The following is a 24925-nucleotide window of genomic DNA, read 5'->3' on the forward strand; positions in this document are numbered from 1 at the left end:
AAAGAAAATGCAGTCATTGAAATGGAGTGTCATCAGCTTTACCGAAAAGGGAGCAGAGCTTGCCGAAAAGATAAAAAGACTTTCCAAAGAGCAGCAGCTTCCCTGTGAAATTCATACTTATCATGGCAGAAAACAGGTGGAAAATCTGAACGCGTGGACAAAGGAGCAGTTTTCCCTAAGAAATGCAATCATTTTTATCGGAGCATGCGGAATTGCAGTGCGGACAATTGCCCCATTTCTTAAGGACAAGCTGACAGACAGTCCGGTGCTGGTACTGGATGAGGCAGGCAATTATGTCATTCCTCTTTTATCCGGGCATGTAGGAGGTGCCAATGAGATAGCACTGCAGCTGGCAGAGTTATTAGGAGCAGTTCCGGTAATTACCACAGCGACCGACATTAATAATGCCTTTGCCATAGATGTATTTGCAAAAAAGCATGACCTATCCATTGATAAAAAAGAAGGCATTAAGAAAGTTTCTGCAAAGGTGCTGGAAAAAAAGAAGCTTTCCATGACAATCGCTCCGGAATATGCCGCCAAAGTGGATGTGGCAATCGGCACACCAGAGGATGGACAGAAGCCGGAGCCATTATTGACCTTAATTCCCAAAGAATATATTCTTGGAATCGGATGCAGAAGGAATAAAGAAGAACAGGAACTTAAGGCATTTGCAGAAAGCTGTTTAAAGGAAGCCGGAGTAGACTGGAAACAGATACGGGCGATTGCTTCGATTGATAAAAAGAAGGGTGAGAAGGCAATTCTAAAACTTGCGGCAGAACATGGCATTCCATTTCTTGTCTTTGACGCAGAGACCTTAAGCCGGGTGCCCGGGACATTTGATGCATCGGTATTTGTGGAAAGTCAGGTGGGCGTAGACAATGTCTGCGAGCGGGCAGCCATGGCAGCCTGCCGGGATAATGGAAGGCTGGTGCTTCAGAAAAGAGCGGAAAACGGAATGACACTTGCAATAGCAAAAGAAGATTGGAGACTGACTTTATATGAAGAATAAAATATGGATTGTTGGAATGGGACCGGGAAATGAAGAGATGATGACAGGCAGAGCCATCGAAGTATTAGAACAGGTGGATGTAATCATCGGATATACCGTATACCTTGATTTGTTAGGAGAACGTTTCCAAAATAAGGAATTTCTTTCCACGCCGATGCGGCAGGAAGAAAAACGCTGCAGAATGTGTTTTGAGGAAGCAGAAAAAGGCAAAAGCGTGGCAATGGTATGCAGCGGCGATGCCGGTGTCTATGGAATGGCATCACTGATGTATGAGATTGGAAAAGAATATCCGGCACTCTCACTGGAAGTGATACCGGGAATTACTGCAGCCAACAGCGGTGCGGCGGTTCTTGGAGCACCATTAAATCATGACTACTGTGTAATCAGTCTCAGTGACCTTATGACACCATGGGAGTTAATTGAAAAGAGGCTGATTATGGCGGCACGGGGAGATTTTGCTATTGCACTTTATAATCCGTCCAGCCGGAAGCGGGCAGACTATTTGGAAAGAGCATGCAAAATTCTGCTTCAGGAGATAGAACCGGAGCGCGCATGCGGTTATGTGGAAAATATCGGAAGAGACGGAGAAAGCACAGTTACCTGTACATTAGAAGAATTACAGAGTAAAACAGTAAATATGTTTACTACCGTTTTTGTTGGAAATTCCAGAACCAGAATTCAGGATGGAAAATTAATCACACCAAGAGGCTATAAGATAGAGCAATGAAAAAAATAATCATTTTTTCAGGAACAACAGAAGGAAGAAAATTATCGGAGCTGATGGCGGCAGCAGGCATAGCCCACACTGTATCGGTGGCAACCGATTATGGAAAGCTGGTCATGAAAGAGCATCCAGAGGTGAAGATTCAGGAAGGACGCCTTTCCAAAGAAGCTATGTCAGAATATCTAAGGAAAGAATCCTTTGACATTGTAATCGATGCCACTCATCCCTATGCGGTGGAAGTGACCAGAACCATAAAAAGCTGCGTTGCCGGAATGAAAGAGGATGGACTTGAGGTCACTTACTTACGGCTGAAACGGAGCATCCATGCGTCAGAAGAAGCAGGACTTCGTTTCTTTGACAGCAATGAGGCCTGTGCAGAAGCATTAAAGGAAATCAAGGGAAACATTCTTCTTACTACAGGAAGCAAGGAACTTTCCGTATATACCGAATCGGAAGAAGTAAAAAAACGTCTTTATGTCCGGGTACTGCCGGGGCTGGAAAGTCTTGAAATCTGCCGGAGAGAAGGAATTCTGCCACAACAGATTCTGGCACTGCAGGGACCTTTTTCTGAAGAATTCAATGATGCACTGATTCATCAGTATGGGATAAAATGTATGGTAACAAAGCAGGGCGGCATTACCGGAGGTTTTTTAGAGAAAAAAGAAGCAGCTTTAAAAAATCGTATCCCGCTTTTGATCATTCGTCGGGAGGCAGCAGAGGAAGACGGACTTTCCTTTGATGCAGTCTGTGAGAAAATCGAAACATTAACAGGAGTAAACCTTTCCTTAAGACCGGCGGAGCTTATGATTACGCTGGCAGGAATCGGACCGGGGGATGCAGATATGATGACCGTCCGGTTAAAGGAAGCATTGGCAGAAGCGGACCTTGTATTAGGTGCGAAACGTCTGATAGAGGCAGTGACACCGAAGCTTGAAAAAGAGGCACTTTATCTGCCGGATAAAATCCTTACATGGCTTAAGGAAAAGAGCAGACAGTATGCGGTGCATGAAAAACTGAAGGTAGTCATCCTTTTTTCCGGGGATATTGGTTTTTACAGTGGCTGGAGTAAGGTAAGAATCTGTCTGCAGGAAGCGCTGCAAACGGGCATACTTCATGGAACCTTGCAAAGCATTCCGGGCATTTCTTCCATTCAGATGATGGCAGCAGCCTGTGGCGTAAGCTGGGAAAATGCCGGAATTTACAGTATACATGGCAAAACAGATACGGATGGCTGGCAGGCAGAAGTGATACGCAGGATGCATGAAAATGGGCGGCTGTTTCTTTTGGTATCCGGAGCAGAAGACATCCGGAAATTAGGAGCACTTTTTTCGGATAAAGAGAATTGCAGAATTACAGTGGGGTACCAGTTATCTTATCCGCAGCAGAAGCTGATGGTGCTTACACCGGAAGCGTGCAGGGAGACAGAACAGGAAGGATTGTATGTTGTCATGATAGAGAAGGAAGAACAGAAAGCGAATGAAGAATGTGCGGAGCAGGGAAAGCGCAGGGAACAGGAAGCGCAGGAAGAGCCGGCAACTTTGTCACCGGGAATCCCGGATGAAGCCTTTATTCGTGGGAAAGTTCCAATGACCAAAGGGGAAGTGCGTCAGGTCAGCCTTTGCAGCCTGCGGCTTCAGAAAGATTCGGTGCTTTATGATATTGGAAGCGGAACGGGTTCGATTGCTGTGGAAGCAGCCCATTTATCCAAAGGAATCAAAGTCTATGCCATTGAAAAGAAAGAAGAGGCGCTAGCACTTCTGGCACAGAATAAAGAGAAGTTTCAGGTAGCAAATATGGAGATTATCCGGGGAACGGCACCGGAGGCATGCAATGGATTAGAGGAGCCAACCCATGTTTTCATCGGGGGAAGCGGTGGACATCTGATGGAAATTTTAGAAGTACTGGCAGCAAAAAAGAGAAGAATAAGAGTTGTAATGAATGCTATAAGTCTTGAGACAGTGGCAGAATTCAAACAGGTAAAAGAACGCTTTTCGGTATGCAATTTTGAAATGATTCAGATGCAGGTCAGCCGTTATCATGAGCTTGGTTCTTATTATATGCCAAAGGCGGAAAATCCGGTTATGATATGTTCCTTTGATTTGCAGGGAGGAGAGGCGGATGCAGAAGCGTAAAGGAGTAGTTCTTGCAGCACCGAAAAGTGGCAGTGGAAAGACACTGATTACCTGTGCATTAATCGAAGCCTTGAAAGAAGCAGGAGTCGATGTCTGTGCATTTAAGTGTGGACCGGATTATATAGACCCGATGTTTCACCGGACGATTTTAGGTGTGCCGGGCGGAAATCTGGATACTTATTTTACCGGCGAAGCAAAGACAAAAGAGATATTTATGGAAGAGACACCGGAAGATGCATTTGCAGTGGTAGAGGGTGTCATGGGACTTTATGACGGACTTGGCGGAATTTTTGAAGAAGGTTCCACCTATCATCTGGCAAAAGCAATTTCTCTGCCGGTGATTCTGGTAATTGATGCACATGGCATGGGAAGAACAATACTTCCGCTGATACAGGGACTTTTATCCTATGACAAAGCCGGAATCATAAAGGGCGTGATACTAAACCGGGTCAGCAAAATGTTCTATGCGTCATTAAAAGAGTTAATCGAAACCGAATTATCCATAGAAGTGCTGGGCTGTTTTACCGAACAGAAGGAGCTTCATCTGGAGAGCCGCCACTTAGGCTTAAAACTTCCGGAAGAAAAGCGTGATTTAAAAGAACAGGTATGCCGCGGGGCAGACAGCTTAAAAGAAACGGTATCGATAGAGCGGATTTTAGCAATTGGGGGAGCCGGAGAAAAGGATGCGGCATCCCCAGAAGTTGATAGTTACGAAAACAAAGTGACATATCAGAGAGCAGATATCAAAGAAAATGACACCCATGAAAGTAAACTCCGCCTTGCCATCGCAAGAGATGAGGCATTTTGTTTTTATTATCAGGAGAACCTGAAACTGCTTTCAAAAAGGGGCTTTGAGCTGGTGCCGTTTTCTCCCCTGCATGATAAGAAATTGCCGGAGCATATCAGCGGATTACTGTTAGGCGGGGGATATCCGGAACTTTTTGCAAAGGAATTATCCGAAAATGACAGCATGAAGACAGCCATCCGGGAAACCATCCGGGGCGGACTTCCGTCATTGGCAGAGTGCGGCGGGTTTCTTTATCTTCATAAATCACTGAAGGATATGGAAGGCAGACAATATTCCATGGCAGGCGTAATTGATGCAGATGCAGATTACCGGGGAAAGCTGGTGCGTTTTGGCTATGTGGAGCTTACCGAGAAAGAAAGCCAGTTCCTGCCGGAAAAAGAAGGAATCCGGGGACACGAATTCCATTATTTTGACAGTACGGAAAGTGGAACGGACTGCGTGGCAAAAAAACCGACCGGAAACAGAAGGTGGGAATGTGTCTGGGAAGGAGAAAACCACTGGTGGGGATTTCCTCATCTTTATTATCCGTCCAACCCTTCTTTTGTGGAGCATTTCTATCAGCAGGCAGGATTGTATCAACAATCGAAATTGAAGCAAAAAGATAAATGGAATTAAATGATAAAATGAAGTAAATGATAAATAGAAGTAAAAGATAATTTAAAATAAGAGGAAGACAGATGCAGAAAGAAAAAGCACAGAGTGGAATTTTATATGGAATCGGAGTAGGACCGGGGGAGCCGGAGCTTTTGACCCATAAAGCGGTTCAGGTGATAGAATGCTGCGATACCATAGTAGTGCCGTCCGAACCGATAGAAGAGTGTAATGCTTTTCAGATTGTAGAAAAACTGGTGCCGGACATACGGAAGCATCAGCTTGTGGCATGGAATTTTCCCATGACCAGAGATGAGAAAAAGTTAGAAGAAGCCCATGATAAGATATGCGAAAATATAGAAGCATATCTTGCAAAGGGAGAAAAGGTTGCCTTTTTAACGCTGGGGGATCCGGCAATTTATTCCACCTATACTTATCTTTCACAGAAAATCGAAGAGCATGGTGGCCATACGGAAATGGTCAGCGGTGTACCGTCTTTTTGTGCAGTGGCAGCAAGACTTGGCATTTCGCTGGGAGAAAAGGAAGAGCAGATTCATATTATTCCCGGTTCCTATGAGATAGAAGAATCGAGACAATTTTCCGGTACCAGAATCTATATGAAGTCCGGAAGGAAGCTGAAGCAGTTAAAAGAAATGCTGCAAAAGGAAAGCACCATCCGTCAGTTAGAAGTGTATAGTGTTTCCGATTGTGGAAAAGAGGAAGAAAAAGTCTTTTCCGGTGTGGATAACATACCGGAAAACAACGGATATTTTACCATCGTGATTGTAAAGACCAAAGATGAGCCGGTGCATAACAGCAGCCGCTTTTTTGAGAATCGTGCATGCGCTTATTATCCCTGCCATAGGGACATTGAGCAGATTAACTGTATGTTCTGCTACTGCCCGATGTATGAAATGGAGCATTGTCCGGGAACACCGGAGTACAAAGAGACAAATGGCAGAAAACTTAAGATTTGTACCAACTGCACATATCCCCATCAGGCAGAACATTATGATGCCATTATGAAGGTACTGACCCATCGGCTGAAAGGCTAGAGAACTTTTTAAGGGTGAAGTTTGTTGAGGCTGGGTGAACTATGGCTTGTGAAAAAATAAAAAGTGTGTTAGTATAGTAGCGATTTCATAGAAAGATAACCGGTGCCTGCAATGAAATTCATTCATATGCAGGGTAAAAGGGAAACAGGTGTAAATCCTGTACGAACTCGTCACTGTAAGAAGGGAGTAACGTAGTCAGGCTTTTAAAAGCGCCACTGATGCACAGACATTGGGAAGGTGATTACGGAGCGTTAATCTTTGAGTCAGGAAACCTGCCGTTTATCTGGTACGGGAAGAGATTCCGGGTCACGAGTAATTGGCTGTACTGTTTGATAACAAGGGAAATCCGTAAAGCGTATTTCCTGTAGTTAGTATGTCATTTACTTCGTTCATAGCAATATGGAACGGAGTTTTTTCATGTGTAAGTGAAACCAGAACATGAGAAAAGGAGAAAAAAATGAAAAAGAAAGCATTGACTGTAGTTCTTACACTTACTATGGCTGCAACCATGTTTGCGGGATGTGGTGATAAGAAAACAACAGGGACAACTGAAACAACAGAAGCTGTTTCGACAGAAGATGAAAAGGATGATCAGGCAAAAGCAGATGAGGTAGCAGCATTGATTGATGCAATTTATGTGCAGGAAAGAACTGATGAGACAGATGCACAGTGTAAGGCAGCAAAAGAAGCATGGGATGCACTGACAGATGCTCAGAAGGAACTGGTATCCGGAGAAAATGCTGACCCGGATTACTTTGGAAGAGATACCGGAGATGCATCAAAGGATGATCCTTTAAATCAGGATGATATTGGAGAGAATGAGCTTTTAGTAGTAAGCTTTGGTACATCCTTTAATGACAGCCGCACAACAGATATCGGCGGCATTGAAAAAGCATTACAGGAAGCAAATCCTGACTGGTCTGTAAGAAGAGCATTTACAGCACAGATTATTATTAACCATGTACAGGCCCGTGATGATGAGAAAATCGATAACATGGATCAGGCATTAGAGCGTGCGGTAGACAATGGCGTTAAGAATCTTGTGGTACAGCCGACCCACTTAATGCATGGTGCAGAATATGATGAACTGGTAGAAGCAATTGAGAAGTATCAGGATAAATTCGAAACAGTCCGTATCGCAGAACCTCTGTTAGGTGAAGTTGGAAGCGACGCAACTGTAATCAACGAAGATAAAGCTGCCGTTGCAGAAGCAATTACATCAGAAGCAGTTAAGGCTGCAGGATATGACAGCATGGATGCAGCAGCAGAAGATGGAACAGCATTTGTATTTATGGGACATGGTACTTCCCATACTGCAAATGTAACATATGACCAGATGCAGACCCAGTTAGAGAAACTGAATTATAAAAATGCATTTGTTGGAACCGTAGAAGGTGAACCGGAAGATACCGCATGTGAAGCAGTTATTGAAAAAGTAAAAGAAGCAGGATACAAAAAAGTAATTCTTCGTCCGTTAATGGTTGTTGCCGGAGACCACGCAAACAACGATATGGCTGGAGATGATGAAAATTCCTGGAAGAGCCAGTTTGAAGCATCCAAAGCATTTGACAGTGTAGATACACAGATTGAAGGTCTTGGAAGAATCAAAGCAGTCCAGGATATTTATGTAGCACATACAAAGGCTGCTTTAGAGGCAGAACCACTTGCAACAGCAGGTGGTTCCAATTCCTCTGCAGCCTTAGAGGATGGAACTTATACCGTAGACTTCAACACAGACAGCACAATGTTTCACGTAAATGAAGCAAAAGAAGGCAAGGCAGAACTTACGGTAAAGGATGGAAAAATGACAGCACATATCACACTTCCATCTAAGAACATTGTAAATTTATTTGCTGGAACAGCAGCAGATGCACAGAAAGATGGTGCGAAGCTTCTTGAGCCTACTACAGATACGGTAGAATACAGTGATGGAACCAGCGAAGAAGTATACGGCTTTGATGTTCCGGTTCCTGCAGTGGATGAAGACTTTGACCTTGCATTAATTGGAACAAAGGGAAAATGGTACGACCACAAAGTATCTGTTTCTAATCCTGAAAAAAAAAATTAGCTGATGGCTCTTATGAGGCAGAAGTAACTTTAGAGGGCGGAACCGGAAGAGCAACGGTGGATTCACCGGCGAAGGTTGTGATAAAAGATGGAAAAATTACTGCAACCGTTGTGTGGAGCAGTCCAAACTATGATTACATGTTAGTAGATGGAACGAAGTATCTTAATGAGAACAAGGGCGGAAATTCCACCTTTACGATTCCGGTATCCGGCTTTGACTGTGACATTGCAGTAGTGGGTGATACTGTTGCAATGAGCACACCTCATGAAATTGAATATACATTGAATTTTAAACTGGTAAAATAAAATGCAGAAAAAACGAATTATGATAGTGAGCGTTATCTGTATACTTCTTCTGACTCTTTGTGCCTGTGGTACAAAGAAGCAGGAGAAAAAAGCAGATACCGTAGATTTTAGTTCTCTCAGCAAGACCGGGAGTATGGAATTAAATTATGCAACACAGTATAGTGTCGATGAATATGGCGGGTATAAAATGATTACGATCGTGGATGACGGTCGTTTTTTGCTTATTCCGGAGGGCATGGTGGTGCCGCAGAATATCCCGGAGGATGTTACGGTTTTACAGCAGCCGCTGGATAAAACATATCTGGTATCCACTTCTGTTATGGATTTGGTAAGACAGATTGATGCCATGTCAGATATCCGGCTTTCCGGAACGAAGGAAGATGGCTGGTATGTAGAAGAAGCCAGGGAAGCCATGGAGGAAGGAGACATTTTATATGCAGGAAAATACAGTGCTCCGGACTATGAACTGATTCTGGATGAAGGCTGTAATCTGGCAATTGAAAATACAATGATTTATCATAACCCGGAAGTAAAAGAAAAGCTGGAAGAACTTGGAATACCTGTACTTGTGGAGCGTTCCAGTTATGAATCACACCCGCTGGGCAGACTGGAATGGATCCGTTTATATGGAGTATTATTTGATAAAGAGGAAGAAGCAGATTCTTTCTATGAAACAGAATTAGAAAAATTAGAGCCGATTATGAAGAAAGAAAGCTGCAATGTAACAGTAGCATTTTTCAGTGTGACAGCAAACGGAACAATCAGTGTGCGGAAATCAAATGATTATGTAGCGCAGATGATTGCTCTTTCCGGTGGAACCTATGTGCCGGAACAACTGGCGGGCGAAGAAGAAAATGCACTTTCCACAATGAACATACAGATGGAAGATTTCTATGCAGATGCAAAGAATGCCGATATCTTAATATATAACAGTACAATTGAAGGCGAAATCAGTACGCTGGAGGAATTGAAGCAGAAGAATGCACTGTTTGCAGATTTTCAGGCAGTACAGGATGGAAATGTCTATTGTACCACAAATAATTTCTTCCAGAAATCCACGGCAATCGGAGATTTTATGGAAGATCTGAATAAAATAATTCGGAATACAGATACAGAAGAAGCAGGATATTTAAAGAAACTGAGGTAAAAGAAAATGAAGCGGTATGCAGTCTCTTTTATAACAATTATTATATTGCTGGTGGGATTAATTCTTTGGAATATTGGTTCTGGAAGTATTTCGATTTCCTGGGATGAGCTTTGGAATATTTTACTGAAACAGACAGAAGAAGGCACCGCTTATCATATTATCTGGGATATCAGACTGCCACGGATTCTTGCTGCTGTCATGCTGGGGGGAGCATTGTCCATTTCCGGATTTTTACTGCAGACTTTTTTTGGAAATCCAATTGCAGGTCCGTATGTGCTTGGAATTTCTTCCGGTGCCAAACTTATGGTAGCACTGGCAATGATTTATCTTCTGGGAAGGGGCATTGCAATCAGTTCTTTTGGAATGGTAGCAGCAGCCTTTGCCGGCTCACTTCTGGCAATGGGATTTGTACTTTTAATTTCCATGAAGGTACATAGAATGTCTCTTCTGATTGTATGCGGAATTCTAATCGGATATATCTGCTCGGCAATTACAGACATCTGTGTTACTTTTGCAGATGATTCGAATATCGTAAATTTGCACAACTGGTCCCAGGGCAGCTTCTCCGGAATGAACTGGTCGAATATCCTGATGATATTTATCCTGACCTTGCTGTCCTTTCTTGCGGCAATGTTTCTTGCAAAGCCGATTGGTGCCTATCAGATGGGAGAGACTTATGCCAGAAATATGGGTGTTAATATAACGGTACTCCGGGTAAGCCTGATTCTGTTATCCAGCTTATTGTCGGCTTGTGTAACAGCTTTTGCAGGGCCGATTTCCTTTGTAGGAATTGCAGTGCCACATCTGATAAAATCTGCCACAGGAACAGCAAAACCACTGGTGCTGATACCGGGCTGCTTTCTGGGGGGAGCGGTAGTGACACTGTTTTGTGATGGAATCGCAAGAACACTCTTTGCACCGACAGAAGTAAGTATCAGTACCGTTACAGCGGTCTTTTTGGTTCCGGTGGTAATTGTAATGATGCTGCGCAGACAGGAGGAGCGGGGATGACAAAACAGATGGCAGGAAAAGCAGAGTACACAGAGAAAGAACGCATGGCAGGAAAAATGAAATCTTCTGAAAGAAAACAGGGGCTTGTAACAGACAAATTCACAGTTGGATATGGAAAAAAGGTCATTCTTTCGAATGTCAATCTGATGGCAGAGCCGGGAAGGGTATTGACATTGATTGGTCCCAATGGTTCCGGTAAATCTACGATTCTAAAGAGTATTGTAAAGCAGTTGAAATCCCTTGGTGGTGTAGTATACCTGAACGGGAAAGCAACCTCGGAAATGAAAGAGGCAGAAATTGCAAAGAGCCTTTCCATGGTAATGACAGAGCATATTCATCCGGAACTGATGTCCTGCCGGGATGTGGTTGCAACCGGGCGATATCCCTATACCGGAAGACTTGGAATCTTAGATAAGCAGGACTGGAAACTGGTGGATGAGGCAATTACCATGGTTCATGCGGAAGAGGTGGCAGAGCAGTCATTTACAAGAATCAGTGACGGACAGAGACAGCGTGTTATGTTGGCGAGAGCCATCTGCCAGGATACAGCAATCCTGGTATTGGATGAACCTACCTCTTATCTGGATATCCGCTATAAGCTTGATATTTTAAACAGCATCCGGAAACTGGCAAGGGAACGGAATATAGCAGTAATTATGTCGCTGCATGAACTTGACTTGGTACAGAAAGTATCGGATATGGTAGCCTGTGTAGATGGGACCACCGTCAGCCATATTGGACCACCGGAGGAAATCTTTCAGGGTTCGCTGGTACAGAAGCTTTATGGAATTGAGGAAAAGAACTTTGATTCCATGCTTGGAATCATGCAGATGCCGGGAAATAAAGCTGCCCCGAACGTATTCGTAATCGGAGGCGGTGGTGCTGCAATACCAACTTATTACAGACTGCAGAGAGAACATATTCCATTTGCAGCAGGAATCTTATTTGAAAATGACGTAGAATATCCTGTTGCAACGGCACTGGCATCAAAAGTCATTACTGCAAAAGCTTTTTATCCGATGGAAGAAGCACAGCTGGAAGAAGCTAAGAAAATACTTGCAGGCTGTGAAACCTGTATTTGCACCTGCGAGAATTTCGGACCTTATAATATGTTAAATAAAGAACTGCGAAGCCTGGCAGAAGAACAGGGAAAATTGAAATAGAAAAATTGGAATAAAAGAAAAGCCCATGGAATCAAAGTTGTTTTATGATTTCATGGGCTTTGGTATATTTTACTGTTCAGTGTCTTCTGGTAAGATGAATTTTCCAACAAGTTCATCTAAGGAAGTTGCCTGCGCAGATAACTCCTGGCTGGTAGCAGAGGTCTCTTCTGCGGATGCGGAGTTGGACTGAACTACCTCAGAAATCTGGTTTACACCCTGTTCTGCCTGATCCATGGCATTTGCCTGAGTCTTAGCAACATCACTGATGTGCTTGGAAGATTCTGCAATCTGCTGGATACCATTTACAACGTTTCCGATAGATTCAGCAGCATGGTCTGCAGCAGCATTACCTTCAGCAATCTCCTGAAGGGCACCTTCGATTAAGTCTCTGGTATCTACAGCAGATTTGGTTGTCTGCTCTGCAAGCTGACGAATCTGGTCAGCAACAACGGCGAATCCACGTCCTGCTTCGCCGGCTCTTGCAGCCTCGATAGAAGCATTCAGAGAAAGTAAGTTGGTCTGGGAAGCAATATCTTCGATTTCAGAAATAATATTTCCAATCTTCTTAGAAGTTTCATCAATACGTGCCATAGCATCAACCATGGCTTTCATTTCAGCACTGCTGTCTTCTGCTTCAGCAGCATACTGCTTTGCCTGATCATAAGCAATCTGAGCCTGATCAGCGGACTGTTCAATATTACTTGTAATATCAGTGATTGTTGCCTGAAGCTGTTGTACGGCACCGGCCTGCTCAGTAGCACCTTCTGCCATACTCTGGGAAGATTCTGCAAGGTTCATGGAACCGGCAGAAACCTGGGAAGAAGCTTCTCCAATCATCTGGATAGTATGTACCATTGCATCACGCATGCCACGCATTGCGGTCAGTAACTGTTCGAAGTCACCGACATATTTGTCAGAATGCTCGGACTGAATGGTGTAATCACCATTTGCCATGCCCTCCATCAGAACACCTACATCAGTGATGACTGCGTTCAGTGTTTCAGCCATTTCAGTAGAAGTGGCTGCAATACTTGCAACTTCATCGTTGGATTTCACCTCCGGGAAAGGGTCATGTAAATTACCCTGTGCAAAAGTGCTAAGACGATTCTCCAGTGCGACTAAAGGTTTTGAAATTCCCTTTGCAATGGAAGCTCCCATCTTGGAAGAAACAAGGATGGATACAATAATAATTACAGCAATGATAATGATAAAAATAAGGGTAACAACAGAAAGTGTATCTGCTAAATGATCTCCTTCTGTTACTTTGGTATTCATCAAGTCCCTCATTCCGGAATAGATTTCGTCATATAATGGGGCTACTTCATCAATCATTATATTCTGGGCTTTTGCACTCTGACCCGGGTCGGTTGTTTTGCCGGTATCAATTGCTTTCTGCTCAGTAGTCCAGTAATCTTCCAGCTTGGCATCAATGGAATCATAGATTTCCTGCTCTTTGCTGGTGGTAGTAACTTCATCTACAATTTCCCAATACTGTTCAAAAGTGGCCTTTCTTTCGTCATGGGTATCGGACATCTGACTAATCAGACTGTCATCATCATATCCGACAATAGCACGGGTGGCAGATCTGGTATCGGTAAAGGCAACCAATGCTTTGCCGATGTCACCCTGTGAAAAACCATAATTGTTCAGGGCATTCTTATACAGAGTCATGGTTACAATCAGCATAACCACACCAAGGACGGCTGCGATGGAGCAGGTTGTCACGATAATACGGAATGCCTTCCCCAGACGGTTTCTAATTTTAAGATTCTCAAACATAACGTTCCTCCTTCGTTATATACAATGGCACTATGGCACCAATTGCGTTATGCAACAGTAAAAGTAAAAGCGAAAATCTAAATATTTATCATAATTTTACTACTTTATGGGAAATATGTCAAAATTATTCAGATAATAAGTGACTTGGAAACTGATTATTCCTCAAATTTGTTTAAACATATGAAAATTGACATTTTTCCGGTGAACCGCTAAAATGACGAAGAACATAAATAAGGCATTAAGGGAGAAAACAGTATGGGATGCGTATATTTTGTCCGGCACGGACAGACCATATGGAATGTAGAAAATAAGATATGTGGTGCAACAGATATTGCACTGACTGAGCTTGGACATAAGCAGGCAATTGAGACCGGAAAGAAAATATTAGAAGAAGGCATAAAGGCGGATGAAATATTATATTCCCCATTAATCCGGGCAAAAGATACTGCATTGCATATTTCGGAAATTACCGGAATTCCGGCAAGGGAAGAGCTTCGTTTAAAAGAGCAGAACTTTGGCAGATTTGAATCCACACCGCGGGATGGAGAGAAATTTAAGATTGCCAAGGGACAGTTTATCACCCGCTATGACGGCGGAGAATCTATGCTGCATCTGGCACAGAGGATTTACAATCTTCTGGATGAAGTAACAGCTTCCGATAAGACTTATATTCTGGTGGCACACAATGGCATATCAAGAGTTGTGCAGTCCTATTTTTATGAAATGACAAATGAAGAATATGCTGCATTTGGCGTGAAGAACTGTGCCATATTAAAATATGAATTCTAAGAGACGAAGGGCAGGAATGAAAAATGAAACCGAAGTCGGAAAAGAGTATAGAACTTTATCATATCATGACAGAGCGGGGGTATTCGGAAGAATTCTGTGATGTCATTACCCGGAATCTGAATACGGATTTTACGGCACAGAGGATGCTGTGGTATTTATCACACTATGAATATCTGCCGGAGGGTGAAATTGTAGATGAAATGCTTGCCATTTTAAGTGACCGGAATGCGATTATGCAGAAAAAAGAATTAGAAAAAACCAATGCTGCATGGAATGAATTCCTACAGCATGGTTTTGAGGAAGAAGAATAGTTCATCGGATTAATTTCATATCTTCGATAATAAAAGTCTTATCTTCCATATGATATTCGCTGTGACAGAATGGACAATACCGCTGTCGTACTGCATCAAAGCTGGCACCGCAGCTATTACAGATAACGGAACTGATGGAGAATCCAGGTGGTTCCGGAGTGGAAATATTTCGCAAAAGAGTGACATCAATACAGTCACCGGTTTTGGAAATATTTCCATTTTTTTCGCTGTAATTTATCCACCAGGTTCGTAAGGTCATATGCAGCTGATTGTTTTCCACGGACAGATTTTTCAGTGTCATGCCACTGGTATAAGTCATTTCAATCATATCTTTGAAACGCTCGTCTAATGCACCACCACGATAGGAAGAAAGCGTGGATGGGTCATTGGAAAATACCGCCATGCGTACAAGAGAAATCATCTGGCCTTCAAACTTTTCATAAGAGAAATTCGGATCATAACGAAGCATCGTATCCTTTAACTTCCGTTTCGTACGCAGAAAGCTAAAAGCCGAAATATGTTTCATGCCATCCCGATTGAAAAGACCGATAAGAAGCAGCAAATCTCCTAACAGCAAGCCTAAAAATCCACCGCCAACCAGTGCGGCAAGATAAGCAGAGAACAGTGCCAGGGGAAGAATTTCCTGTTTTCCAATGAGAAAGAAGGGAAAGAATCCTGCAAAAAATGCCAGCATGGTAAGTAAAATGGTATTATAAAATACACGCATGTTTTTGTGGGAAGATGAATTTATTACAAAGGATAAATTCATGACACGGGGAAATAAATCCGTCATGCGAAATTTCATATTACAGTAAGGACAGCCTTCCATCAGATTGGAAACCAGATTAACGGCACCACAGCTTGGACAGGTTGCGGTAATAAAGGAAAGCTGCTGTTCGTTGGGGCTGTGCACAATCGTTTCATACATAACCTGTTCGGTATCACGGGAATAGAGTTCGCCAGAAGCATTGGAAAAGGAGAGCTTATGGTGGATGTCTTCATAAGTTATATCTGAGGTATACCAGGCACTTTTGTGACTGAGACAGGCAGTGCCGTAGGTATTGCCTTTTCCCGGAATGACACGGTTTTTCATACGAAGGCCCTTTTCCTTAAGACGCTCCTGCTGCAATTTCAAAAAATATGTAATATCACCATCACAGCTTACCGGAGGAGTTCCATCTTCATTCCACTGGTTATATTCTTTGGCAAACCGGTCATACATGCCTCGGCCTTTGTCCCAGGCGGGTTCGTAGTCCCGGAAAGCTTTGGCGTCTTTATGGAATTTCAATAATCGAAAACAGCCGAAGATACCAGGGATAATACCGGCAGCAAGCAGCAGATAACGAGGCATCAGATTAAGCTCTGTAACGGTAATGCAGGAAATAAGAATGGTTCCTAGGGCAATGAAGAAGATGCCCTGTGCCAGATATTTCCGGTCTGGTTCTGCTGCTTCAAAGGTACGTTTTTTACTGGATAGGTTGGATAAGATACTCATGGAGACTCCTTTCTGAAGGGTTTCTTAAAGTTAAAATAAGCATTTGATAAGTCACTATTAAGTTAGTACTGCTCATTATAGCATATTTCAGAAAGAAGACCAATCATCAGCCGATGTGGATGCCGAGAAGTTCTAAGAGGAAGAAGACTAGCGGAATCGTAAAGACGGAGCAAAGTGTCATGACAAAGCAGGTCTTAGAAGCAAATTCCGCATCGGAATGGTAGTTTTCTGCCATCATCGGAATGGCGGACATGGCTGGCATACATGCCATCAGGGTAAGAATGGTTGTTTCGGTCGGAGTAAGGAAATGTGATACCACGGCTGCAACACCAACCGGAATCAGAATCATTTTGACAATTACCAGAAAGAAATAATCATAAATAAAGTCGAGATTCTTTAAGGAAATATAAGAAAGAGTTGCACCCAGGAAAATCAGCGCAAGACTGAAGCTTACATTTCCAACAGAGGTAATTGTATGTTATTCCGGCAGCTTTTCCAAGGTTGTGGCACTGGGGCTTCGTGTGGGATTTATGATTGCCAACAAGAAGATTATAGAACGTGGAACACTGTTAAAACAGTTTACCGATGTACATACAAATATTCTTGCACAGATGATTGTTTATGAGTATTATAAGAATTATGATATTAAGAAACATATTGCAGAGGTATCCGCTTTCTATGCGAAAAAGAGCGAATATATGTGCAAATTAATCAGGGAAAAGCTTCCAAAGGAGATAAAGTGTATTGAGCCGGATGGCGGAATGTTTGCATGGTGTACCGATACCTCTGGTAAGATTAACATAGCTTGTCACATATTGGCTATGAGAAAAGCTTTGGCTTTCTGAAAAATGAGGTTCTTTCTTGTACTTTTATTCATAATAAGGTATACTTTAGGGAAGTAATTTGTTGAATTAAATATGTTTGTATGGAGGATTAATTATGGACATGAACATTGTATGCCTTGATCTGGAAGGAGTATTGGTGCCGGAGATCTGGATTGCATTTGCAGAAGCAAGCGGAATCCCTGAATTAAAGAGAACTACAAGAGACGAACCGGATTACAATAAATTGATGAAATGGAGACTTGGCATCTTAAAAGAACATGGACTTGGATTAAAAGAAATTCAGGAAACCATCGCAAAAATTGACCCGATGCCGGGAGCAAAAGAGTTCTTAGATGAACTTCGTTCCATGACACAGGTTATCATCATCAGTGATACCTTTACCCAGTTTGCAGGACCTCTGATGAAGAAATTAGGCTGGCCTACCATTTTCTGCAATTCTCTGGAGGTGGCAGAGGACGGTGAGATTACCGGATTTAAGATGAGAATTGAAAATTCCAAGCTGACTACAGTAAAAGCATTACAGTCCATTGGTTATGAGACGATTGCCAGCGGAGACAGCCACAATGACCTAGGCATGATTGAGGCGAGTAAAGCAGGATTCTTATTCCGCAGCACCGAGCAGATTAAGAAAGATCATCCGGAACTGCCTGCATTTGAGACTTATGATGAATTAATGGAAGCAATCAAGAAGGCTCTTTAATTATGGCAGAGGAAAACCAGACAACCCACAAACGCCGGGTGCGTTACAGTGGAAAATATCCGAAGAAATTTGAAGAAAAATATAAAGAACTTCAGCCGGAAAAATATAAAGATACGATTGAGCATGTAATAAAAAAAGGAAACACACCTGCCGGAATGCATATTTCCATAATGGTAAATGAAATTCTGGATTTCTTAAAAATCCAGCCGGGAGAAACAGGCTTTGATGCGACCTTGGGATATGGCGGTCATACGAAAGCCATGCTGCAGTGCTTAAAAGGGCAGGGACACATCTATGCAACGGATGTAGACCCGGAGGAATCAGCCAGGACAAGAAAGCGGTTAGAAGAGGCCGGTTTTGGAGAAGATATTCTGACAATACGATTACAGAATTTCTGTACGATAGATGAAATTGCAAAAGAAGCCGGCGGATTTGATTTTATTCTTGCGGACCTGGGTGTATCTTCCATGCAGATTGATAATCCGAAGCGTGGATTTTCTTTTAAAGTGGATGGCCCACTGGATTTACGGCTGAACCAGGAAGCCGGAATCAGTGCAGCAGAACGCCTGGCTGCCATTACAAAGGATGAACTGGCGGGAATGCTTTATGAAAATTCGGATGAGCCATACTGTGAAGAACTGGCAAAAGCGATTACCGATGAGATTCGAAAAGGCAACCGGATTGATACCACCACAAAGTTAAGGAATATCATTGAAAAGACGCTTGATTTTCTACCGGAAAAAGAGAAGAAGGATACGATAAAAAAGACCTGCCAGCGAACCTTCCAGGCACTTCGTATTGATGTGAACCGTGAATTTGAAGTACTGTATGAATTCATGGAGAAACTGCCGGATGCATTGAAACCGGGCGGAAGAGCTGCAATTTTAACTTTCCATTCCGGCGAAGACAAGTTAGTAAAGAAAGCATTAAAAGAAGGCTATCGGGCAGGCATTTATGCCGATTATGCCAAAGATGTAATCCGCCCATCTGCACAGGAGTGTGCGCAGAACGGACGGGCACGTTCTACTAAGATGCGCTGGGCAATTAAGGCAGAGTAGGTTATTTTGAAAATACAATGAGATGGAGACGAAAACAGTGAAAATGAAAAGAAAACAGATTGGTATGCTGGTATTTATTGCGATTATCGTGATACTTATGGTCGTAACAAGCCAGACACCTGGAACAATTGCTGATGCTGACAGCTATCAGTGTAAAGCTTATGCGACAATTTTATCATTGCTTCCGCCGGTTATTGCAATCGGACTGGCACTGATTACCAAGGAAGTATATACCTCACTTCTGGCAGGAATTATTGCAGGAGGTTTGCTGTATTCCAACTTCAACCTTGAGTTGATGATAAATACCATTTTCTTCCAAGAAGAGGGCGGTATGGTATACAAGCTTGCGAATGCATGGAATGTGGGAATTTTAGTATTCCTTGTCATGCTTGGCATTTTGGTATCCCTTCTTAACCGTGCAGGTGGTTCTGCCGCATTTGGAAAGTGGGCATCCCGGCATATTAAAACCAGAATCGGAGCGCAGATTTCCGTTATGATTCTTGGTGTATTGATTTTCGTGGATGATTATTTTAACTGTCTGACCGTAGGAAGTGTAATGCGTCCGGTTACAGACCGGCACAAGGTATCCCGTGCAAAATTATCTTATATTATTGATGCAACGGCAGCACCGGTATGTATCATCGCACCAATCAGCTCCTGGGCAGCAGCAGTTACTTCTTCTGTTCCGGCAGATTCCGGAATCAATGGATTTGCGGTATTTATCCAGACAATTCCATATAACTTATATGCATTGCTGACATTGGTAATGTTAATTGGAATTACTCTTTTGCGCGTGGATTTCGGACCGATGAAAACCCATGAAATGAATGCAATCAAAGGTGATTTGTTTACCACACCGGGAAGACCGTATGAAGATAATGAAGAGGAAGTTGTAAAAGAAAACTCTCACGTACTGGATTTGATTCTTCCGGTAGCTGTGTTGATTGTAAGCTGTATCGTAGCCATGATTTATACCGGTGGCTTCTTCAGCGGAACTTCCTTTGTAGAGGCATTCTCCGGCTGTGATGCTTCCGTCGGACTGGTTCTTGGCGGCGCAGTAACACTGGTATTTACTTTTATCTATTACATGTTGCGTGATGTTTTATCCTTTAAGGAATTTACCGAATGTATTCCGGAAGGATTTAAGGCGATGATTGCTCCGATTCTGATTCTGACTATGGCATGGACCTTATCCGGAATGACCAATCTCTTAGGAGCAAAAGTATTCGTGGCTGATCTGGTAGCAAATTCAGCAAATGCAATGCAGGGCTTCCTGCCAATGATTATTTTCCTGGTAGCAGCGTTCTTAGCATTTGCAACCGGAACCTCCTGGGGAACCTTCAGTATTCTGATTCCGATTGTCCTTGGTGTATTCCCAAGCGGACAGATGATGGTAATCTCCATTGCGTCCTGTCTGGCAGGAGCAGTTTGTGGAGACCATTGCTCACCGATTTCAGATACCACAATTATGGCATCTGCCGGTGGTCACTGTGAGCATGTTAACCATGTAGCAACCCAGCTTCCGTATGCATTGACTGTTGCGGTTGTCTGCTTATTAGGCTATTTCCTGATTGGTATCCTGCAGGCAGTCGGACTGGCAGGAATTTCATGGCTGGCACTTCCGGTTTGTATCGTGGTATTAATTGGCGTATTATTCGTAATTCGTTCCAGAACAGGACGGGAAGAAATTTAAAAGATAAAAAAGATAATGCGGGATACGGAATTGGTGTCCCGCATTTTTGTACAATAGAATCTATAATAAAAATAATTTGAAAATTTGAAACAAAAGAAACATAAAATAACAGAAAAGAGGAAAGAAAATGTTTTGTACAAAATGTGGAAATGCATTACCGGTAAATGCAAAATTCTGTACCAAATGCGGAACGAAAGTAGAAGCTTTTCAGCCGGGAGCAATCCAGCCAAATCCGACACCGCAGAAAGCACCGGTAAATCAACCGACTCCGGTACCGCAGAGAAACTCAGTACCGCAACAGGCACCGACACAGCAGCAGACCCCGGTAAGACAGGCAAGCCCGGCACCACATCCACAACAAAAAAAGAATGAGAATGAGAAAGTAACAAAAACAAAGAACAGTGAAAAAATATCAAATAAAAATAAGAATGAAACTGAGAAGAAATCCGGCTCCGGTGCCATGGTATATTTATTAATCGGTGCAGCAGTTCTTATTATTATTCTGATTGCAATTATAGTATTGTTATTTATCAAGGGCAATCAGCCGGCAAAGCAGGATGATATTACCGATAAGCCGGTGGTTACAACGGAGCAGACCACAGAGACGGAAATGTCTACAGAGCAGACAGATAGGAAAGGTGTAAGCGGACAGCAGGAAGCATCTGAGAAAACTTCCGAAGTAATAAATAAAGAAGATACAACCGGAAATGAGGACATGGGAACAGACGGAGCAGTTGGAGAAGAGGAAGCAGAATATATTCTTCCGGAGAGTGCCAGCCGATTATTAACGGAAGCTGATTTGGAGAATCTGACCCAGGAGGACCTTCGGATTGCCAGAAATGAAATCTATGCAAGACATGGAAGAAAATTCTTAGATGAAGGACTGCAGGAATATTTCGATGGAAAATCCTGGTACAACGGAACCATTGAACCGGACGATTTCAAAGAAGATATGTTATCGGAAATAGAGAGAACCAATGAGGATACCATCGTGAACTATGAGACGAAGATGGGCTATCGTTAGAAATAACATTCGATGAAACAGGAAAAGGGGTAGAACAGATATGCCATGTACAACTATTTTAGTAGGGAAAAAAGCTTCTTATAATGGAGCAACTATAATTGCACGAAATGATGATTCCGGTGCCGGACATTTTACACCTAAGAAATATGTGGTAATTCATCCGGAAGAACAGCCGACAATCTATCAGTCGGTATTATCTCATGTGAAAATAGAATTGCCGGAGCATCCGATGCGTTACACGGCAATGCCGAATGCGGTAGACGGGGAAGGTGTCTGGGCTGCCTGCGGTGTCAATGAGGCGAAGATTGCCATGACTGCAACAGAGACCATAACTTCCAATCCCCGCGTCTTAGGAGCAGATCCTCTGGTGACCTACCATCCGGCAGAAAATGGCAGGGAAGAGATTATCGGCGGCATTGGAGAAGAGGATATTGTATACATTGTGCTTCCGTACATTCACAGTGCAAGAGAGGGTGTCATTCGCCTGGGCAGTTTGTTGGAGCAGTATGGAACCTATGAGATGAATGGAATTGCATTTCAGGATAAGGATGAAATCTGGTGGCTTGAGACCATTGGCGGACATCACTGGATGGCAGGAAGAGTGCCGGATGATGTCTATGTGGTAATGCCAAACCAGCTGGGACTTGACAGCTTTGATTTAGAGGATGCCCTTACTACACAGAAGGACTATATGTGCTCAAAGGATCTGCGGGAATTTATTGAAAAGAATCATCTTGACCTTTCTTTGGATGGAAAGTTAAATCCAAGAGATGCATTTGGTTCCCATGATGATTCCGACCATGTATACAATACACCGAGAGCCTGGTTTATGGAGCGTTATCTGAATCCACATACTTATAAATGGGATGGCGAGCAGGCAGATTATACGCCGGCATCCGACGATATTCCATGGTGCTTAAAACCGGAGAAAAAGGTAACAATCGAAGATGTAAAATATGTCTTGTCCGCACATTTTCAGGGAACACCTTATGACCCATACGGTTCTTATGGAGAGAAATCCATGAAGGGCGCATTCCGTTCTATTGGAGTTAACCGGAATGATTTCCTTTCTGTGATTGAAATGCGGCCGGAGCAGGCAGACATTACCGAAAATACAGGAAGCATTATACAGTGGGTGGCATTTGCATCCAATGCATTTAATGTGCTGGTTCCATTTTATGGTGAAGTGGAGACAACGCCGGAATATGTATCCAATACCACAGGAGAAGTTTCCACAGACAATTTCTACTGGGCAAGCCGCATGATTGCTGCAATGGCAGATGCTTCTTACCGCAGCTCCCTGTTTCACATTGAACGCTATCAGATGCATGTTATGGCAAAAGGACGGGAACTATTACATCAATATGATGCGCTTTTAGCGGCAGAAAAAGAGACTGCCAAAAGACAGCAGCTGATGCAGCAGGCAAATGATGCAATTGCAGAAATGCTTAAGAAAGAGACACAGGATACTTTGGATAAAGTGCTGTTTGAATTAAGCAGCCAGATGAAAAATGCATATTCACGCTCAGATGCATAACGAAGAAAGATACGATAGAGAAAAGGAGCATAAGTGCAATGCAGACAGATTTTCATTTATTATATCCACCGGATTATGACCGGAGCAAAGCAGTTCCCATGAAGGATTATAAGTTTATCCAGGCATTAAAAATTGATGCCATGGTGATACTGATTAAAGAAAGCTACCGGGGAGTGGCAGATCTTTCACTGGAAAATTTCTTCTCTACAGATGAGCGGGTATTAGAGTATCGTCTGGGTGTAGTAGAAGATCTGGTGGAGAATCCGTCGCTTTATGAGGCATTTTGCAAGGCGGTATCCATTATCTATAATATCAATGACATGCGAAGGGTATTGAACAGCGATTTTACGACAGATTCAGCCCTGCGTTCGGTGCGATATCTTGAAATGTATCAGGAAATTGTAAATTTATTTGCGGATGCATTGGAAAAAGCAGAGATTCATTCGGAAGGTATGCAGAATTTCAAAAAAGAAATTCACTCAATCGTAGCAGGCAGCGAGTACCAGAGCCTGAATGAGGAACTTCCGAAAATGGAAATGAACTTCGGGCATATCAAAAGCGTAACCGTAGGCATTAATCTTGATGGCAATTTAAGACCGAAAGAAGCCGGGCTGATTTCTGTCAATGAGGAACAATTCCATCCGGGAACCATCATGGACCGGCTTTTGAAAAAAGGGAAAAATGATAAATGGCATCTGATGTCGGCACTCTATCCTCTGAGCCGGGTGCTGCACAATGATGAACAGGATGCTATAGACTATTCCATGAATGCGGCTTTGCAGACTATTTTTGCAAAGTCGCTGAGGGAGTTTGAACCGCTGGTACAGAATTATTATCACATTAATACAAATATGTTTATTGCTTTATTGGATGATATCCGTTTTCTGACTGCCGGAGTAAAATTTATCCGTTCCATGAAAGAAAAGGGATTTGCCATGTGCAGACCGAAGATTGCATCCATGCAGGAGAAACGCTGTGAGTTAAAGCATGTATACAATCCCATGCTGGCAGTGAATTCCGTAGAGGAAACAATTGTGTCTAATTCCTTTGAGCTGGATGAAAAAGGAAGATTCTATCTGATAACCGGCCCAAATCACGGAGGAAAATCTATTTTTGCCTATTCCATCGGAATGGCGCAGGCGTTATTCCAACTGGGGCTGTTTGTTCCGGCAGAAGAGGCGGTAATGAGTCCGGTGTCTGGAATATTTACACATTTTCCATCCTCTGATGAGAATAATTATGGAATGGGCAGACTGGAAAGTGAGTGTGTAAGACTGAGTGAAATCATGAAACAACTGTCAGATACGGATATGCTGTTGATGGATGAATCTTTTTCCAGTACCAGTGGACTTGAGGCAGGCTACATAGCATCAGAGGTGCTGACCGGAATCGGAATTATCGGCTGCTGTGGCCTTTATGTGACCCATATTCATGATTTGACACAACAGCTGGATACCTATAATGAGCATCCGGAGAATAAAGGCAAAATCGATAATCTGGTGGCAATGATGGAAAGTAAAGAAGAGGGTACCCGGAGTTACCGGGTCATCCGGACGACACCGGATGGCTTAAGTTATGCAAGAGATATTGCCAAACGTTATGGTCTGGATTTGGAAGATATTTTAAAAAGATAAAAGAGAAAATCCGTATCTTACTCCTGTTATATACGTATACTATTTGT

General features: G+C 42.9%; 21 protein-coding genes, 1 pseudogene and 1 riboswitch. Of the genes and pseudogenes, 19 read left to right on the forward strand and 3 right to left on the reverse strand.

What is annotated here, in order from left to right; translation table 11 throughout:
• Positions 1–7: 7 nt before the first annotated feature.
• The 10 genes and pseudogenes from DXB39_RS11770 to DXB39_RS11815 all read left to right on the forward strand — a co-directional run bounded on the left by DXB39_RS11770 (position 8) and on the right by DXB39_RS11815 (position 12013).
• Positions 8–1009, forward strand: coding sequence for a cobalt-precorrin 5A hydrolase (locus DXB39_RS11770; protein WP_243006032.1), 1002 nt, complete (start codon positions 8–10; stop codon positions 1007–1009).
• Positions 999–1736, forward strand: coding sequence for a precorrin-3B C(17)-methyltransferase (gene cobJ / locus DXB39_RS11775; RefSeq protein WP_117841934.1), 738 nt, complete (start codon positions 999–1001; stop codon positions 1734–1736). Before DXB39_RS11770 ends, cobJ begins: the two co-directional genes overlap by 11 nt.
• A complete protein-coding gene (gene cobK / locus DXB39_RS11780; protein ID WP_117841935.1) occupies positions 1733–3865 on the forward strand; it encodes a precorrin-6A reductase in 2133 nt (710 codons plus the stop codon). Before cobJ ends, cobK begins: the two co-directional genes overlap by 4 nt.
• Entirely contained in the window at positions 3852–5288 is a 1437-nt protein-coding gene (locus tag DXB39_RS11785; RefSeq protein ID WP_117841936.1) for a cobyrinate a,c-diamide synthase, read from the forward strand. Before cobK ends, DXB39_RS11785 begins: the two co-directional genes overlap by 14 nt.
• Before the next feature lie 62 nt (positions 5289–5350).
• Positions 5351–6319, forward strand: coding sequence for a precorrin-2 C(20)-methyltransferase (gene cobI / locus DXB39_RS11790; RefSeq protein WP_158565994.1), 969 nt, complete (start codon positions 5351–5353; stop codon positions 6317–6319).
• An 83-nt stretch (positions 6320–6402) separates the two neighbouring features.
• A riboswitch (cobalamin riboswitch) is annotated at positions 6403–6613 on the forward strand.
• Positions 6614–6776: 163 nt separating this feature from the next.
• Positions 6777–7979: pseudogene (locus tag DXB39_RS11795) on the forward strand (sirohydrochlorin cobaltochelatase); the annotation flags it as partial.
• Between the two features lie 464 nt (positions 7980–8443).
• Complete coding sequence (locus tag DXB39_RS11800; RefSeq protein ID WP_022244140.1) at positions 8444–8692, forward strand: hypothetical protein; 249 nt, start codon at positions 8444–8446, stop codon at positions 8690–8692.
• A 1-nt stretch (position 8693) separates the two neighbouring features.
• Positions 8694–9839 (forward strand): ABC transporter substrate-binding protein, encoded by a 1146-nt coding sequence (locus tag DXB39_RS11805; RefSeq protein WP_117841938.1) that lies wholly within the window; start codon positions 8694–8696, stop codon positions 9837–9839.
• A 6-nt stretch (positions 9840–9845) separates the two neighbouring features.
• Positions 9846–10850, forward strand: a complete 1005-nt coding sequence (locus tag DXB39_RS11810; protein ID WP_117841939.1) for a FecCD family ABC transporter permease — start codon at positions 9846–9848, stop codon at positions 10848–10850.
• 56 nt (positions 10851–10906) lie between these two features.
• Positions 10907–12013: an ABC transporter ATP-binding protein gene (locus DXB39_RS11815; RefSeq protein WP_117841961.1), complete on the forward strand. Its 1107-nt coding sequence runs from the start codon at positions 10907–10909 to the stop codon at positions 12011–12013.
• A 69-nt stretch (positions 12014–12082) separates the two neighbouring features.
• Here DXB39_RS11815 and DXB39_RS11820 read toward each other — a convergent pair whose 3' ends face one another.
• A complete protein-coding gene (locus DXB39_RS11820) occupies positions 12083–13792 on the reverse strand; it encodes a methyl-accepting chemotaxis protein (protein ID WP_117841940.1) in 1710 nt (569 codons plus the stop codon).
• A 255-nt stretch (positions 13793–14047) separates the two neighbouring features.
• Between DXB39_RS11820 and DXB39_RS11825 the strand changes: the two genes are divergently transcribed.
• Together DXB39_RS11825 and DXB39_RS11830 are read left to right on the forward strand one after the other, a co-directional pair.
• Complete coding sequence (locus tag DXB39_RS11825) at positions 14048–14581, forward strand: histidine phosphatase family protein (protein WP_117841941.1); 534 nt, start codon at positions 14048–14050, stop codon at positions 14579–14581.
• Positions 14582–14604: 23 nt separating this feature from the next.
• On the forward strand, positions 14605–14892 hold the full coding sequence (locus DXB39_RS11830) for a hypothetical protein (protein WP_199535139.1): 288 nt from the start codon (positions 14605–14607) through the stop codon (positions 14890–14892).
• 1 nt (position 14893) lies between these two features.
• Here DXB39_RS11830 and DXB39_RS11835 read toward each other — a convergent pair whose 3' ends face one another.
• On the reverse strand, positions 14894–16387 hold the full coding sequence (locus DXB39_RS11835; protein WP_117841942.1) for a hypothetical protein: 1494 nt from the start codon (positions 16385–16387) through the stop codon (positions 14894–14896).
• Positions 16388–16493: 106 nt separating this feature from the next.
• Positions 16494–16859, reverse strand: a complete 366-nt coding sequence (locus tag DXB39_RS11840; RefSeq protein ID WP_330416535.1) for an AEC family transporter — start codon at positions 16857–16859, stop codon at positions 16494–16496.
• Here DXB39_RS11840 and DXB39_RS11845 point away from each other — a divergent pair.
• The 7 genes from DXB39_RS11845 (at position 16858) to DXB39_RS11875 (ending at position 24878) form a co-directional block, all read left to right on the forward strand.
• Complete coding sequence (locus tag DXB39_RS11845; RefSeq protein WP_278336370.1) at positions 16858–17232, forward strand: aminotransferase class I/II-fold pyridoxal phosphate-dependent enzyme; 375 nt, start codon at positions 16858–16860, stop codon at positions 17230–17232. The genes DXB39_RS11840 and DXB39_RS11845 overlap by 2 nt on opposite strands.
• 100 nt (positions 17233–17332) lie before the next feature.
• Positions 17333–17932: a bifunctional phosphoserine phosphatase/homoserine phosphotransferase ThrH gene (thrH, locus tag DXB39_RS11850; protein ID WP_117841963.1), complete on the forward strand. Its 600-nt coding sequence runs from the start codon at positions 17333–17335 to the stop codon at positions 17930–17932.
• Positions 17933–17934: 2 nt separating this feature from the next.
• Positions 17935–18990, forward strand: coding sequence for a 16S rRNA (cytosine(1402)-N(4))-methyltransferase RsmH (gene rsmH / locus DXB39_RS11855; protein ID WP_022244131.1), 1056 nt, complete (start codon positions 17935–17937; stop codon positions 18988–18990).
• 43 nt (positions 18991–19033) lie between these two features.
• Entirely contained in the window at positions 19034–20683 is a 1650-nt protein-coding gene (locus DXB39_RS11860) for a Na+/H+ antiporter NhaC family protein (protein ID WP_117697431.1), read from the forward strand.
• Positions 20684–20810: 127 nt separating this feature from the next.
• A complete protein-coding gene (locus DXB39_RS11865; RefSeq protein ID WP_117697359.1) occupies positions 20811–21707 on the forward strand; it encodes a YARHG domain-containing protein in 897 nt (298 codons plus the stop codon).
• A gap of 40 nt (positions 21708–21747) precedes the next feature.
• A complete protein-coding gene (locus tag DXB39_RS11870) occupies positions 21748–23244 on the forward strand; it encodes a C69 family dipeptidase (RefSeq protein ID WP_117841945.1) in 1497 nt (498 codons plus the stop codon).
• Positions 23245–23282: 38 nt separating this feature from the next.
• The gene (locus tag DXB39_RS11875; protein WP_117841946.1) at positions 23283–24878 is read left to right on the forward strand and encodes a MutS-related protein; all 1596 of its coding nucleotides are present in this window, start codon (positions 23283–23285) and stop codon (positions 24876–24878) included.
• Positions 24879–24925: the final 47 nt, after the last annotated feature.

This window comes from Roseburia sp. OM03-7AC, from assembly GCF_003462625.1.
Lineage (GTDB): Bacteria > Bacillota > Clostridia > Lachnospirales > Lachnospiraceae > Roseburia_C > Roseburia_C amylophila.

Coding starts and splice junctions, on each gene's coding strand:
- DXB39_RS11770 (WP_243006032.1), top strand. CDS start 8: ATGCAGTCATTGAAATGGAGTGTCATCAGCTTTACCGAAAAGGGAGCA.
- cobJ (WP_117841934.1), top strand. CDS start 999: ATGAAGAATAAAATATGGATTGTTGGAATGGGACCGGGAAATGAAGAG.
- cobK (WP_117841935.1), top strand. CDS start 1,733: ATGAAAAAAATAATCATTTTTTCAGGAACAACAGAAGGAAGAAAATTA.
- DXB39_RS11785 (WP_117841936.1), top strand. CDS start 3,852: ATGCAGAAGCGTAAAGGAGTAGTTCTTGCAGCACCGAAAAGTGGCAGT.
- cobI (WP_158565994.1), top strand. CDS start 5,351: ATGCAGAAAGAAAAAGCACAGAGTGGAATTTTATATGGAATCGGAGTA.
- DXB39_RS11805 (WP_117841938.1), top strand. CDS start 8,694: ATGCAGAAAAAACGAATTATGATAGTGAGCGTTATCTGTATACTTCTT.
- DXB39_RS11810 (WP_117841939.1), top strand. CDS start 9,846: ATGAAGCGGTATGCAGTCTCTTTTATAACAATTATTATATTGCTGGTG.
- DXB39_RS11815 (WP_117841961.1), top strand. CDS start 10,907: ATGAAATCTTCTGAAAGAAAACAGGGGCTTGTAACAGACAAATTCACA.
- DXB39_RS11820 (WP_117841940.1), bottom strand. CDS start 13,792: ATGTTTGAGAATCTTAAAATTAGAAACCGTCTGGGGAAGGCATTCCGT.
- DXB39_RS11825 (WP_117841941.1), top strand. CDS start 14,048: ATGGGATGCGTATATTTTGTCCGGCACGGACAGACCATATGGAATGTA.
- DXB39_RS11830 (WP_199535139.1), top strand. CDS start 14,605: ATGAAACCGAAGTCGGAAAAGAGTATAGAACTTTATCATATCATGACA.
- DXB39_RS11835 (WP_117841942.1), bottom strand. CDS start 16,387: ATGAGTATCTTATCCAACCTATCCAGTAAAAAACGTACCTTTGAAGCA.
- thrH (WP_117841963.1), top strand. CDS start 17,333: ATGAACATTGTATGCCTTGATCTGGAAGGAGTATTGGTGCCGGAGATC.
- rsmH (WP_022244131.1), top strand. CDS start 17,935: ATGGCAGAGGAAAACCAGACAACCCACAAACGCCGGGTGCGTTACAGT.
- DXB39_RS11860 (WP_117697431.1), top strand. CDS start 19,034: ATGAAAAGAAAACAGATTGGTATGCTGGTATTTATTGCGATTATCGTG.
- DXB39_RS11865 (WP_117697359.1), top strand. CDS start 20,811: ATGTTTTGTACAAAATGTGGAAATGCATTACCGGTAAATGCAAAATTC.
- DXB39_RS11870 (WP_117841945.1), top strand. CDS start 21,748: ATGCCATGTACAACTATTTTAGTAGGGAAAAAAGCTTCTTATAATGGA.
- DXB39_RS11875 (WP_117841946.1), top strand. CDS start 23,283: ATGCAGACAGATTTTCATTTATTATATCCACCGGATTATGACCGGAGC.